Raw genomic sequence first — 13,519 nt, 5'->3', positions numbered from 1 at the left:
GTGATGACCGTCACGTGGGGCTCGGGCACGACGACCCTACGGCCTGGCGGCCCGGTACCGGAGCATGTGGGACAGGCCCGAAACGGCTAGTTGCGCGGACTGCGCAGAAAATCTTGGTTGGACTGCTTGTTTCGCGCAGGTTGCGCATGCATGATGTGCCTGTCCGAACGGACGTCCACAGCAAAGTCGGAGGAGATCGGCGTGGATCTTCAGCTCTTGGCGGCGCTCGTGCTAGGTATCGCCACGATCATCGTCATCGTGCTGCGTACCAGGCTCGACGCCTTCGTCGCACTTCTGGTCGCCTCACTGGTGACCGGCTTCGTCGCGGGTGCGCCCGCCACGGAAATCCTCGATTCGATCACCGCCGGCTTCGGGTCGACGCTCGGGTCCATCGGCATCGTGATCGGCCTGGGCGTGGGCCTGGGCAAGATCCTTGAGGTCTCCGGCGCCGCGGACGCGCTGGCCAGGATGTTCGTCAGGGCCTTCGGCAAGGGCCGGGAGCCGTGGGCGATGGGCACTACCGGCGCGGTCGTCTCGATCCCGGTGTTCTGCGACTCCGGCTACGTGATCATGAACCCGCTCGCCCGCTCCATCGCCCGCGTCAAGCGCGCCGGCTACGTGACGCTGGCGCTCGCGCTGGGCTGCGGCATGACCCTCACCCACCACCTGGTGCCGCCGACGCCCGGCCCGCTGGGCGTGGCCGGCATCCTCGGCGCCGAGCTGGGCGCGCTGGTGCTGGCGGGGCTGGCCTTCTCCGTGGTGCTGCTGCCCATCGTGATCGGGTACGCGCGCTGGATGGGGCCGAAGCTGGAGAGCGAGATCTCCGACGAGGTCCGCGAGGCCGTCTACGGCAAGACCGCGGTCCCCGCGGGCGTCGCCGGCGGCTCGGGCTCCGCGGGAGCGCCGGCGGACCTGTCCAAGGCCGACGACACCGCAGACCCGGAGCCGGAGCCCGACCCGGCCGCCGCCCTCGGCACCCCGCCGCCCGGCGCCAAGCCCCACCGGATGACCCCCGGCCTCGCGGTCCTGCCGCTGCTGGTGCCGCTGCTGCTCATCGTCGCCAACACGGTGGCCTCCGCCATCGACCAGAACCGCCAGGACGCGGTCGGCTCCGACGACTACGTGCCCTCGGCCCTGCCGAAGGCGCTGGCCTTCATCGGCAGCCCCGTCGTCGCGCTCCTGATCGGCATCGTGCTCGCGGTCTACGTGCTGCTGCCCCGCTGGACGACCCGCACCCAGGTCGGGGGCTGGCTCTCCGAGGCCGCCGCGTCCGCCGGACTCATCATCCTCATCACCGGCGCGGGCGGTGCGCTCGGCCAGGTCCTGCGCGACACCGGCGTGGGCGACGAACTGGCGGAGGCGATCTCGTCCTGGAGCCTGCCGGGCGTGCTGGTGCCGTTCCTCATAGCCTCGCTGGTGCGCGTCGCCCAGGGCTCCGGCACGGTGGCGATGATCACCGCCGCGTCCGTCACGGCACCGCTCGTCGACGGCCTCGGGATCTCCGCGCTGCTCGCCGCGCTGGCCTGCTGCGCCGGCTCGATGGTCTTCAGCTACTTCAACGACTCCTACTTCTGGGTCGTCACCCGCTTCACCGGCCTCGACGGGATCGCGGCCATCCGCGGCTGGTCGGGCATCACCACCGCCGTGTGGCTCGGCTCGCTGCCGCTGCTGCTCGTCGCGAGCACGTTCATATGAGCGGGCCGGCGGGTATGCGTCCGGGCGGCCGGCGGGCGGCCGTGCTGGTGGCCGCCGACGATCTGACGGGCGCGAACGCCACGGCGGCGGGCTTCGCCCGGGCCGGGCTGCGTGCCGTGACGGTCGGCGCCGACCAGGGACCGGACGTCCTCGCCGGCCTCGCCGAGCGGTTCGACGCGGTGGTGGTCAGCACCGACAGCCGGCACTGCGCGCCCGCCGAGGCGGCGCGCCGGGTGGCCGGTGCGGTACGGGCCGGCTGGCCGGCCGAGCTGGTCAGCAACCGTGTCGACTCCACCCTCCGCGGCAACGTCGGAGCCTCCACCGAGGCCCTGCTGGAGGCCGTGCGCGCGGCCTCCGGCAGGCGGGCCGTGGCCCTGTGCGCACCGGCCCACCCGGAGGCGCGCAGGCACACCGTGCAGGGCACCCAACTGCTCGACGGCGTCCGGCTGGAGGAGACCGAGCTGGCCCGCGACCCGCGTTCGCCCGTGCCCACCTCGGACATCGCGGAGCTGCTGCGGCGCCAGGCGGACCTGCGGATCGCCCGCGTGCCGCTGTCGGTGGTCACCGCCGAGGCCGGGACGCTCCAGGCCCACCTGGACAAGGTGCTCGCCGAGGGCGCCGAGGTCGTCGTCGCCGACGCGCTGACCGTCGAGCACCTGGAGCGCACGGCCGCGGCGGCCGTCGCCGCCGGGGGCGACGAGATCGTGTGGGCCGGCGTCGACTCCGGGCCCGGCTCGGTGGCGCTGGCGCGCGCCCTCGGCATCACCGGCCGTGCGGCCGGCGCCCCGGTGCTCGCCGTCTCCGGTTCGGCGACCGAGCTGACCCGCACCCAGCTCGCCCGGCTGCGCGCCGCCGAGCCGGTGCGCGTCGTACGCCCCGTCACCGCACCCGGCTCCCCCGTCCCCGAACCCGACGCCACCGCCGAGGCGCTGGTGGCGGAGCTGGCCGCCGCCGGCCCCGGCGAGGTCGTGCTGCTCGCCACCGTGCTGGAGGAGGCCGACGTCGTCGCGCTCGATCCCGCGGACGCGGCGCGGTTGCCCGCGGAGCTGGCGCGCACGGTCCGTACCGCCCTCGAACGGCAGCCCGTCGACGGCCTCTTCGCCACCGGCGGCGACGTCTCGGCCGCCCTCTTCGCCGCGCTGGGCGCGGCCGGGCTCGACGTCGAGGAGGAGCTGGAGCCGCTGGCGGTCGCCGGCAGCTTCGTCGGCGGCGACTGGGCCGGGCTGCCGGTGGTCACCAAGGGCGGCCTGATCGGCGGCGCCGACACCACCGTGGCCTGCGTCGCCCACCTGCGCCGCGCGGCGGCCGCCGCCAGGCGGCACGTTCCGGCCGCCGGAAGACGTTGACGCCATGAACACCGAGAACGCCATGAACGCCATGAACGACATCAATACCGTCAACACCGAGAACACCGAGACCCCGTGAACGCCCACCGGTCCGAGGAGTTCGGGCCGGTCGCACCCCACCGGACGGCGAGCGCACCGCGCCGCCGCACCACGAGGAGGAACCACCGATGACCCGCCCCGTCCTCGCCGTCACCCTCGGCGACCCCGTCGGGATCGGCCCGGAGATCACGGCGCGCACCCTCGCCGAGGTCGCCGGGCAGACCGGGCACCACGGCATCGCCGTCGGCGACGCCGAGGCGCTGCGCCGCGGCGCCCGCGCCGCCGGCCTGGACACCGAGGTGCGCACGGTGAGCGGCTTCGACGCCGAGCCCGCGGGCCCCGGCGTCATCGACGTCTACGACACCGGCGAACTCGGCGCGGACGTACCGGAGTGGGGCAAGGTCGACGCCCGCGCGGGCCGCGCCGCCGTCACCGCCATCGAGGTCGCCACCCGCGCCGCCCTCGACGGCAAGGTCTCCGGGATCGTCACAGGCCCCATCAACAAGGAGGCCATCTGGAAGGCCGGGTCCAAGCACCTCGGCCACACCGAGATGCTCGGCGAGCTGACCGGAGTGACCCGCCAGGACACCATGTTCGTCGTGCGCAACACCGCGGCCGAGGGCCACCACCTGCGCATCTTCTTCACCACCCGGCACGTCGCGCTGCGCACCGCGCTCGACCAGATCACGGCGGAGCGCGTCGGCAAGTCGATCCGCGAGGCCGTCACCGCGCTCCAGGTCTTCGGCACCGAGGCGCCCCGCCTGGCCGTCGCCGCGATCAACCCGCACGGCGGCGAGAACGGCGCGTTCGGCGACGAGGAGATCGTCCACATCGCCCCCGCCGTCGAGGCGGCCCGCGCCGAGGGCCTGGACGTGAGCGGCCCCGTCCCCGCGGACTCGGTGTTCCACCAGGGCCTGGTCGGGCGCTACGACGGCGTGCTGTCCCACTTCCACGACCAGGGCCACATCCCCGCCAAGACCTACGACTTCGACGGCACCATCTCCGTGACCGTCGGGCTGCCGATCCTGCGCACGTCCGTCGACCACGGCACGGCGTTCGATATCGCGGGCACCGGCCGCGCCGATCACGGCACAATGCTCTCGGCGTATCTCGCGGGCGTGGACTACAGCCCGTTCGCGGAGCGGATCCGCCGGACGTACGGCTGACCCAACCCGCCCGCCGCGGGATCCGCCGCGGCGGGCGGACACGACAGACGGAGGCACGTGTGGCCCACCCGACGGCGCGCCGCGGTACGCGCGAGCGGCACGAAGCCCTGCTGAGGCTGCTCCGCGAAGGCACCACGCAGGTGGAGGAGCTGGCCGCGGCGCTCGCCGTGTCCCCGTCGACGGTGCGGCGCGACCTCGGCAGGCTGACCGAGGGCGGCAGGGTGACGCGTACCTACGGCGGCGCGGTGGTGCCGGAGGCGTTCCCCGAGCGCCCGGTGGGGGAGAGCGCGCTGGTGCGGCTGCACGCGAAGGCCGCGATCGCGGAGTCGGCGCTCGCGCTGGTGCCGGCGAGCGGCGCGGTGTTCGTCGACGCGGGCACCACGTGCGCGGCGCTCGCCCGCCAGTTGCTGGACGCCGACGCGCACGCGGGCGGCAGCGTCGTGGTCACCCGCGGCCTGGAGACGGCGCAACTGCTCGCCGGGGCACCGGACATCGACGTGGTGATGCTCGGCGGCAGCGTGCGTCCCCTCAGCCACGGCCTGGTCGGCCCGCTCACCGACCTGGCGCTGGACCGGCTGTCGTTCTCGGTGGCGTTCCTCGGCGCGGACGCGGTCGACCCGGAGCGCGGCGTGGGCGAGCCGACCCTGGAGGAGACGGCGGTCAAGGAGCGCGTCGCGAGCCGGGCGCACCGCGTCGTGGTCCTCGCCGACGCGACGAAGCTGGCCGTCGACGACGCACCGGCCTGGACCCGGCTGGCCCGGGGCTGGACGCTGGTGACCGACGCCGAGGCACCGGCGGACCTGGACGCACGCTGCGCGGCGGCGGGCGTGACGCTCGTCCGCGCGGGCTGAACCGCCCCGGCCGGCGGCCGGAGCAGACCGCGGCGGCGCGGGCGCCGGCCGGCGCGCGGAGACGGCCCCCGGCCCGCCGCCCCGCGCCGGCCCGTACGCGCGCCGGCCCGCCGCAGTCCGGCCCGTACGGGCCTCAGCCCGCCCGGCGCAGCAGCGTGCCCGCGTCCGCCAGGACGGCGCCGATCCGCTCCAGCGTCGCGTCGTCCCGCTCCAACGGCTCGTACGTGCGCCCCTCCGCCGTGGACCACCGCCGGGCCACCGCCGCCGGGTCTTCCTCCAGCAGCAGCCCCGCCGCCTGCGCCGCCGCGCCGAGCGCCACCAGCTCCTGCGCCCGCGGCACCTGCACCGCCCGCCCGGACAGCCGCCGCACCGTCTCGCGCCACGCCGCGCCCTGCGCCCCGCCGCCGATGAGCAGCAGCGGCGCATCGGGGTCGGCGTCCGGCCCGGAGACCTCCGCGAGCGCCGTCAGCAGGGCGTGCACCGCGCCGTCGTACGCGGCCTGGAGCACCTGCCCCGGGGTGGTGTCGTGGCGCAGCCCGTGGACGATGCCCGAGGCGTGCGGCAGGTCGGGGGTGCGCTCGCCGTCGAGGAACGGCAGCACGACGGCCGTGCCGCCGGGCCGCACCTCCTCGCGGTAGCGGCCGAGCAGGGCGGCGATCCGGTCCACGGCCTGGGTGCAGTTGAGGGTGCAGGCCAGCGGCAGCCAGTCGCCGCGCGCATCGGCGAAGCCGGCGACGGTGCCGGTCGGGTCGGCGGGGCGGTGCCCGGAGACGGCGTAGACCGTGCCGGAGGTACCGAGGCTGAGTACCGGCTGCCCGGCGGCCAGGCCCAGCCCCAGGGCGGCGGCCATGTTGTCGCCGGTGCCGGGCGCGACGAGCGCGCCGCGCGGTACGGGCAGGTCGTCGCCGCGCACGGTGCCGGCCGCCGTGCCGGGCCGCAGCACGCGCGGCAGCAGGTCGGGGGAGAGGCCGACGTGCTCCAGCGTCGCGGTGTCGTACGACTCCGTCGCGGCGTCCCACCAGCCGGTGCCCGAGGCATCGCCGCGGTCGGTGACGGCCTCGCCGGTGAGCCGCTCGGTGAGGTAGTCGTGCGGCAGCCGGACGGCGGCGGTGGCGGCGGCGGAGTCCGGCTCCTGCTCGGTGAGCCAGGCCCACTTGGTGACGGTGAAGGAGGCGACCGGCACGCTGCCGGTGCGCTCCGCCCAGCCCTTCGGTCCGCCCAGCTCGGTGACCAGCCGGTCGCGCTGCGCGGCGGAGCGCACGTCGTTCCAGAGCAGCGCGGGACGTACCGGACGCCCGCCGGCGTCCAGCGTCACCAGCCCGTGCTGCTGTGCGCCGACGGCGATGGCCGCGGCCTCGCGCGCCGGCTCGCCGCACGCGGCCAGCGCGGCGCCGAGCGCCTCCCACCACTGCTCCGGATCGCTCTCCCGCCGGCCGCCGGTGCTGACGGCGTGCGCGGCCTGGCCGTGTGCCACCACCTGCCCGGTCTCGCTGTCGACGACCAGCGCCTTGGTGGACTGCGTCGAGCTGTCGACGCCGATGACGAGGGGCCCCATGCTGTGTCCTCCGCGACTCGTGGGCCGGCTCTTCCCTCCGACCCGGTCGGCATCCTATTTTGTAAAGCGGCCTTACGAAATAGATCCGCCGAAGGAGCCGTCATGTCGTATACCCCGACCCCCGAGGACAAGTTCAGCTTCGGCCTGTGGACCGTCGGCTGGCAGGGGCGCGACCCCTTCGGCGAGGCGACCCGCGCGCCGCTCGACCCGGTCGAGAGCGTCCGCCGGCTGGCCGAGCTGGGCGCGTACGGCGTCACGTTCCACGACGACGACCTGATCCCCTTCGGTGCCTCCGAGACGGAGCGCGAGTCGCACGTCAAGCGCTTCCGGCAGGCGCTCGACGCCACCGGGATGACCGTCCCCGCGGCCACCACGAACCTCTTCACCCACCCCGTCTTCAAGGACGGCGCCTTCACCGCCAACGACCGCGACGTCCGCCGCTACGCGCTGCGCAAGACGATCCGCAACATCGACCTGGCGGTGGAGCTGGGCGCCCGCGTCTACGTCGCCTGGGGCGGCCGGGAGGGTGCCGAGTCCGGCGCCGCCAAGGACGTGCGTGTCGCGCTCGACCGGATGAAGGAGGCGTTCGACCTCCTCGGCGAGTACATCACCGGCCAGGGCTACGACCTCAGGTTCGCCATCGAGCCCAAGCCCAACGAGCCGCGCGGCGACATCCTGCTGCCCACCGTCGGCCACGTGCTGGCCTTCATCGAGCGGCTGGAGCGCCCCGAGCTGTACGGCGTCAACCCCGAGGTCGGTCACGAGCAGATGGCCGGGCTCAACTTCCCGCACGGCATCGCCCAGGCGCTGTGGGCCGGCAAGCTGTTCCACATCGACCTCAACGGCCAGAACGGCATCAAGTACGACCAGGACCTGCGCTTCGGCGCCGGAGACGTGCGGGCCGCGTTCTGGCTGGTGGACCTGCTGGAGACGGCCGGCTACGCGGGCCCGAAGACCTTCGACTTCAAGCCGCCGCGCACCGAGGACAAGGAAGGTGTGTGGGCGTCGGCCGCGGGCTGCATGCGCAACTACCTCATCCTCAAGGAGCGCGCCGCCGCGTTCCGCGCCGACCCCGCGGTCCAGGAGGCGCTGCGCGCCTCGCGCCTGGACGAGCTGGCGCAGCCCACCGCGGACGACTCCGGCCTCGCCGGCCTGCTCGCGGACCGCGGCGCGTACGAGGACTTCGACCCGGAGGCGGCGGCGCAGCGCGGCATGGCGTTCGAGCACCTGGACCAACTGGCGATGGACCACCTGCTGGGCGTCTGAGGCCCACCCCACACCCCCGCGCACCCGCCCAAGGGTAGGCGGCCCCTCCGACAACGCCCGGGCCACGGCGCCACGGCCGGCCGTACGGAGCCCGCCACCCCATCCGGCGGCAGTGCCCGGAGGCAGCGGCCGCGTACGGGACTCTGAACCCCTCCCGTACGCGGCCGCCCAGCCCTCTGACCGGCGGCGGAGTGTCGCAACCCTGTCACGAGCCCGGCGGAGCCATCCCTTCCGCCGCCGCCGCGGGCGAAGCTGGGGCCATGAGCTACCCGCCGCCCGCAGACGCCCCGCCGCCGGACCACACGCCCCCGGCCGGCAGCACTCAGCACTGGCCCGCACCACCCCCGCCGCCCCCGGTCAGGAACAGCAACAAGCGGTGGCTGGCGGTGGCAGGGGCGGTCGTCGTCCTCGCCGGCGGCGTCGGTCTGACGTACGCGCTCGTCAGCGGCGGCGACGACGACAAGGACGCGCCGTGCGCCTGCACGCCGCCGCCGAGCAGGAGCCCTTCGGCCGGACCCGACGACCTCAAGATCCCCGAGGACATCCCGACCGAGCTGCTGCCCAGCGGCCTGGACCCCGAGGACCTGCCCAGCGGCCTGAACCCCGAGGACATCCCGACGGAGCTGCTGCCCAGCGGCCTCGACCTCGACGACCTGCCCAACGGCATCGACCCGGAGGACATTCCCCCCGGGCTGCTGCCGGACGGGGTCTCCTAGGGCGCCGCCGGACCTGTGCCCGGCACCGCCGTAGGATCGATCACCATGACGACGCGGGCGGACACCGTACGGCGTGCCGAGCGGCACGAGTTGACGTTTCGCGGGCACCGCAGGCGCTTCCTCCTGCTCCGCCCCGAACCCGCCGGAGGCCCCGCGCCCCTCGTCGTCGACCTGCACCCCAGCGGCCTCGGCCCCGCCGCCCAACTGCGCGGCAGCGGCCTGGGCGAGCTGGCCGCCCGCGGGTACGCCGTGGCCGCGCCCCAGGGCGCACTGCCCTACCAGGGCGGCTGGGCCTGGTCGCTGCCCGGCGTGCCGCTGGCAGGGGAGGAGCGGATACGGGACGAGGCCGCCGACGTCGACGACGTCGCCTTCCTCCGCGCGCTGCTCGATACCCTCGACGGCATGCTCGCCCTCGACCCCGCCCGCCGCCACCTGGCCGGCTTCTCCGGCGGCGCCCGGCTCGCGAGCCACGCCGCCGTCGCCTTCGGCGACCGCCTCGCGTCCGTGGCCTGCGTCGGCGGCGTCCGCCGCCCGGGCGGCCCGGACGACACCGCCCCGCCGCTGCTCGCCGTCCACGGCCTGCGCGACGACACCAACCCGTACCGCGGAGGGGCCGGCCCCCGCTGGGACGAGCCCGTGCCGGACGCCGTCGCCCGCTGGGCGGAGGCCGCCGGCTGCGCGGCGGAGCCCGTACGGACCGAACCCGCGCCCGGCGTCACGGAGTTCCGCCACCGCGACGCCGCGGGGCGCGACCCCGTACGCCTCGTCGCCGTCACGCCCCTCGGCCACGCCTGGCCGGGCACCTCCGACCCGCTGCTCGGCGGGCACGTCAGCGGCACGGGCAGCGACGCGTACGACGCCTCGGCGGCGGTACGCCGCTTCTTCGAGGAGTTCGGCGGCGACCAGACCGCGCACTGAGGCTGCGCACTGAGGCTGCGCACTGAAACCGCGCACCGAAACCGCGCACTGAGGCGCAGCGGAACGGACGGCACCCCGGCGCCCCGGCAGCGCAGCCCCCGGGCAGCGCCCGGAAACCGCCCGCCGCAGCCCCTACAGCTCCCCGACCTCCGCCGCCGCCGGGTCCAGCACCCGTGCCAGGAACGTCCGCGTCCGCCGGTGCTGCGGGTTGCCGATCACCTGCTCCGGCGCCCCCTGCTCCACGATGGCGCCCTCGTCCATGAACACCACCCGGTCCGCCACCTCCCGCGCGAAGCTCATCTCGTGCGTGACCACCAGCATCGTCATGCCCTCGTCCGCGAGCTGCCGCATCACCGCCAGCACGTCCCCGACCAGCTCCGGGTCGAGCGCCGAGGTCGGCTCGTCGAAGAGCATCAGCTCCGGCTCCATCGACAAGGCCCGTGCGATCGCCACCCGTTGCTGCTGCCCGCCGGACAACTGCGCCGGATACGACTTCTCCTTGTCCGTGAGCCCCACCCGCACCAGGTTGGCCCGCGCCACCACCTCCGCCTCCGCCCTGCTGCGGCGGAGCACCCGCCGCTGCGCGATGGTGAGGTTGTCCAGCGCCGTCAGGTGCGGGAAGAGGTTGAACGACTGGAAGACCATGCCGATCCGGCGCCGCACCCGGTCGATGTCCACGTCCGGGTCGGTGACCTCGGCGCCGGCCACGGAGATCCGCCCGGCACTCGGCTCCTCCAGCATGTTCACGCAGCGCAGCAGCGTCGACTTGCCGGAGCCGGAGGGCCCGATGACGCACACCACCTCGCCGCGCGCGACGGTCAGGTCGATGCCGCCGAGCACCTCCAGGTCGCCGAAGGACTTGTGCAGCCCCTCGACGCTGATGGCCGGCCCTTCCGGGGCCGCCTTGCCCGCGGCCTTGTCCAACGTCGTCACCTGGCCTTCGCCGCCTTCGCCTCTAGCCGCCGGACGAGGTGCCCGAGGGGGATGGTGATGATGAGGTAGCACAGCCCCGCGACGAGGATGGGCGTCAGGCTCAGGTTGTCGTTGAGCGCGTCGCGCCCGAACTTCGTCAGCTCCTGCTCGTCCACCGTCAGCCCCAGCACGTAGACGAGCGAGGAGTCCTTGGTGAGCAGGATCAGCTCGTTCGTCAGCGGCGGCAGCACGATCCGGAACGCCTGCGGGATCACGATGGTGATCATCGCCCGCGTCTGCGACATGCCCAGCGACCGGGCCGCCTCCACCTGCCCCTTCGGTACGGCCTGGATGCCCGCGCGGATGGTCTCCGCCATGTACGCGGCGCCGACCAGGCCGAGGGCGAGCATCGTGGTGACCAGCAGGTTGATGTTCACCTGGAAGGCCAGCGGCACGCCGTAGCCGAGGGCGATGAACACCAGCAGCGCGGGCACGCCGCGGAAGAGTTCGATGTACGCCGTCGCCAGCCACCGGTTCGGCGCCACCGACGACAGCTTCATCAGCGCCAGCAGCAGCCCGAGCGCCAGCCCGAAGGCGAAGCCGAGCGCCGTGTACGTGACCGTGTTGACGAGCGCGGTGGTGATGACGTCCGGGAACTGGTCGCCGGCGACGTCGAGGTTGAAGAACGCGTCCTTGACCTCGCCCCAGTCGGCGAGCAGGCCCACCGCGGCGGCCGCGGCGAGCAGCACGCCGTACTGCGCGCCGCGTACCAGCTTCGCCCGCTGGCGCCGCGTCAGGGACCGGCCGGCGGATGTGCCGGCGGGGATATTGGCGGGCTCTTTCACTTGGGCGCCTCGCCGAACCACTTCTGGTAGATCTTGTCGTAGGTGCCGTCGTCCTTCGCCTTGGCGAGGACGTCGTCGATCACCTTCAGCAGTTCCTCGTTGTCCTTGCCGACGCCGATGCCGTACTGCTCGCCGGTGTCGAACTCGGTGGAGACCTCGAAGTCCGGGCGGTCCTTCACCCAGTCGTAGAGCACGCCGTTGTCGTTGATCGCGGCCGGGATCTGCCCGCCCTCCAGCGCCTGCAACTGCAGCCCGAGGTCCTCGTAGTCCTTGATCTCGACGCCGTCGGCGTTCTCCTGCGCGTACAGCTGGCCCGTGGTGTCCATCTGCGCGCCGATCCGCTTGCCCTTCAGCGCCTCCAGCGAATCGATGCCGGAGCCCTTCTTCACCGCCAGCGCCTGGGTGGCGTCGAAGTAGGGGTCGGAGAAGGCGAACTTCTTCTTCCGCTCTTCCGTGATGGTCATGCCGGCCGCGGACAGGTCGCACTTGTTGGAGGCGAACACCGCGCCGGACTCGATGCCTTCGAAGGGCGTGTCGATGACTTCCTGCTTGACGTCCAGCTCCTCGGCGACGAGGTCGATCAGCTCGATGTCGAAGCCGACGATGTCACCGCTCTTCTTGTCCTGGTACTCGAAGGGCTCGTACGGCAGTCCGGTGCAGTTGAGGAGCTTGCCGCTCTTGACGAGCGACACCTCGCCGCTCTGCCCGGACTTCTCGGTGCTGCTGCACCCGGCGAGGAGCACGGCCGCCGCGCCGATGGCTATGAGCGGCAGCGGGGGGCGGTACGACACGATGCCTCCTGGGCAGGTCGGCGCTGGATTTGTGCTGCTGGGATTCCGCATCCTGCCACCGGTCTACGCGCGTGTCGCCGCCCCGGTCATTGCGAGCGTGTAACGGAGGCGCGCACATGATCCGTAACGCTCCCTATGGGAGGGGTTGTGCGGGGGGCGGACCGGTGTAGCGGCCGCTCGGACGCATGCGCAGGGGGCGCTCGGCGTACTCCTCCAGCGCGTGCGCGACCCAGCCGGCGGTGCGCGCCACCGCGAACACCGTCTCGCCCGCCTCCGCCGGCATGTCGGCCGCCACCGACAGCACGGCCAGCGCCAGATCGACGTTCGGCCGTACGGATACGTGCCGCGCCGTGATCTCGGCGACCTCGCGGGCGGCGGCCAGCGCCGGGGCGGCCCGCGGGATCCCGTCCAGCAGCCCGAACAGCGTCTCGGCGCGCGGATCCTCGCCCGGGTACAGCCGGTGCCCCAGGCCCGGGACGCGGCGGCCCGCGCGCAGGTGGTCGGAGACCACGGCGGCGGCGCTGCCGCGCGCCAGCGCCTCGGCGAGCATCCGGTGCGCGAGGCCGCTCGCGGCGCCGTGCAGCGGGCCGTCGAGGGCGCCGAGGCCGGTGGTGACGACGGCGTACGGGTGCGCGCGGGCGGACGCGGCGACGCGGGTGGCGAACGTGGACGCCGCCAGGTCGTGGTCGATGAGCAGGGTGAGCGCGGTGTCCAGGCACCGTACCGAGCCGGTGTCGGGCGGCAGCGCCGTCAGCCGCGCCCACAGCCGGTGCGCCACGGGGGCGTCCGCGCCGTGCGCGCCGCCGGCCAGGGGGAGCGCGGTGGCCATGGTGGCGACCAGGCCGCGGGCGGTGGCGCGGACCGCGTCGTCGGCGAGGTCGAAGCGCAGCGGGTCGGCCGCCGCGGCGGCGACCGCGGCGGCGCGCAGCCGGTCGACAGGGCCGGCGTGGGCGGGGAGCGCGGCGACCGCGGCGGTGGCGGCGGCCAGCAGCTCGGGCGGCGCGGTGAAGCGGATGCCGGGGGTGAGGCGGCCGGTCCACAGCCAGTCGGCGACCTCCTCGTAGCCGTACGCGGCGGCCAGTGCGGTGGCGTCGACGCCGCGGAAGAAGTACCGGTCCCGCTCGATGAGCGTGATGCCCGTACGGACCGGGGTGCCGGCCGGGGCCCCGCCGTCCTCCGCCGCGGCGACGGGGGCGTGGGGGCGGCGGTGGCGGCGGGCGAGCGCGTCGACCTCGCGGGCGTCGAACCGGCTGCCGCGGCCGCCGGGCGCCCTGCGGCTGCTCAGCAGGCCGCGGCTGACGTAGGCGTAGAGGGTCTCCGGCTTCACGCCCAGCCGCTCGGCGGCCTCGCGCGTGGTCAGCTCGTCCATCGTCTCCCCGGCCGTCGAGGTTGATCCGATCAAGATTGACAGCCATTGAA

At 74.5% G+C, this 13,519-nt stretch carries 12 protein-coding genes; 7 read left to right on the top strand and 5 right to left on the bottom strand.

Annotation, left to right across the window (positions count from 1 at the left end; all coding sequences use genetic code 11):
- Window positions 1-201 precede the first annotated feature (201 nt).
- From LG396_RS32365 to LG396_RS32350, 4 genes are all read left to right on the top strand, one after another.
- Window positions 202-1,695, top strand: a complete 1,494-nt coding sequence (locus LG396_RS32365; protein ID WP_225797485.1) for a GntP family permease — start codon at window positions 202-204, stop codon at window positions 1,693-1,695.
- Window positions 1,692-3,041: a four-carbon acid sugar kinase family protein gene (locus tag LG396_RS32360; RefSeq protein ID WP_225797484.1), complete on the top strand. Its 1,350-nt coding sequence runs from the start codon at window positions 1,692-1,694 to the stop codon at window positions 3,039-3,041. The genes LG396_RS32365 and LG396_RS32360 overlap by 4 nt, the downstream gene beginning before the upstream one ends.
- 167 nt (window positions 3,042-3,208) lie before the next feature.
- Window positions 3,209-4,246 carry a 4-hydroxythreonine-4-phosphate dehydrogenase PdxA gene (pdxA, locus tag LG396_RS32355; RefSeq protein ID WP_018836230.1) on the top strand — a complete coding sequence of 346 codons (1,038 nt, stop codon included), beginning with the start codon at window positions 3,209-3,211 and terminating at the stop codon, window positions 4,244-4,246.
- A gap of 59 nt (window positions 4,247-4,305) precedes the next feature.
- The gene (locus tag LG396_RS32350) at window positions 4,306-5,097 is read left to right on the top strand and encodes a DeoR/GlpR family DNA-binding transcription regulator (RefSeq protein WP_018842991.1); all 792 of its coding nucleotides are present in this window, start codon (window positions 4,306-4,308) and stop codon (window positions 5,095-5,097) included.
- Between the two features lie 133 nt (window positions 5,098-5,230).
- Here the strand turns inward: LG396_RS32350 and xylB are convergent, their stop codons facing one another.
- Window positions 5,231-6,652 (bottom strand): xylulokinase, encoded by a 1,422-nt coding sequence (gene xylB / locus LG396_RS32345; protein WP_037741837.1) that lies wholly within the window; start codon window positions 6,650-6,652, stop codon window positions 5,231-5,233.
- A gap of 102 nt (window positions 6,653-6,754) precedes the next feature.
- Between xylB and xylA the strand changes: the two genes are divergently transcribed.
- The 3 genes from xylA (at window position 6,755) to LG396_RS32330 (ending at window position 9,552) form a co-directional block, all read left to right on the top strand.
- A complete protein-coding gene (gene xylA, locus LG396_RS32340; RefSeq protein WP_100298229.1) occupies window positions 6,755-7,918 on the top strand; it encodes a xylose isomerase in 1,164 nt (387 codons plus the stop codon).
- Window positions 7,919-8,178: 260 nt separating this feature from the next.
- Complete coding sequence (locus tag LG396_RS32335) at window positions 8,179-8,634, top strand: hypothetical protein (protein ID WP_225797483.1); 456 nt, start codon at window positions 8,179-8,181, stop codon at window positions 8,632-8,634.
- Window positions 8,635-8,679: 45 nt separating this feature from the next.
- Window positions 8,680-9,552, top strand: a complete 873-nt coding sequence (locus tag LG396_RS32330; protein ID WP_225797482.1) for a CE1 family esterase — start codon at window positions 8,680-8,682, stop codon at window positions 9,550-9,552.
- Window positions 9,553-9,684: 132 nt separating this feature from the next.
- On the opposite strand, the gene LG396_RS32325 is transcribed toward LG396_RS32330, so the two are convergent.
- The 4 genes from LG396_RS32325 to LG396_RS32310 form a co-directional block, all read right to left on the bottom strand.
- A complete protein-coding gene (locus LG396_RS32325; RefSeq protein ID WP_130456712.1) occupies window positions 9,685-10,476 on the bottom strand; it encodes an amino acid ABC transporter ATP-binding protein in 792 nt (263 codons plus the stop codon).
- A gap of 5 nt (window positions 10,477-10,481) precedes the next feature.
- A complete protein-coding gene (locus LG396_RS32320) occupies window positions 10,482-11,309 on the bottom strand; it encodes an amino acid ABC transporter permease (protein WP_051642431.1) in 828 nt (275 codons plus the stop codon).
- Window positions 11,306-12,100 (bottom strand): basic amino acid ABC transporter substrate-binding protein, encoded by a 795-nt coding sequence (locus LG396_RS32315; protein ID WP_037741824.1) that lies wholly within the window; start codon window positions 12,098-12,100, stop codon window positions 11,306-11,308. The genes LG396_RS32320 and LG396_RS32315 overlap by 4 nt, the downstream gene beginning before the upstream one ends.
- 133 nt (window positions 12,101-12,233) lie before the next feature.
- Window positions 12,234-13,469 carry a citrate/2-methylcitrate synthase gene (locus LG396_RS32310; protein WP_225797481.1) on the bottom strand — a complete coding sequence of 412 codons (1,236 nt, stop codon included), beginning with the start codon at window positions 13,467-13,469 and terminating at the stop codon, window positions 12,234-12,236.
- Window positions 13,470-13,519: the final 50 nt, after the last annotated feature.

It is taken from the genome of Streptomyces aculeolatus (assembly GCF_020400605.1).
Lineage (GTDB): Bacteria > Actinomycetota > Actinomycetes > Streptomycetales > Streptomycetaceae > Streptomyces > Streptomyces aculeolatus.
This window is presented reverse-complemented; position numbering and strand designations above follow the sequence as displayed.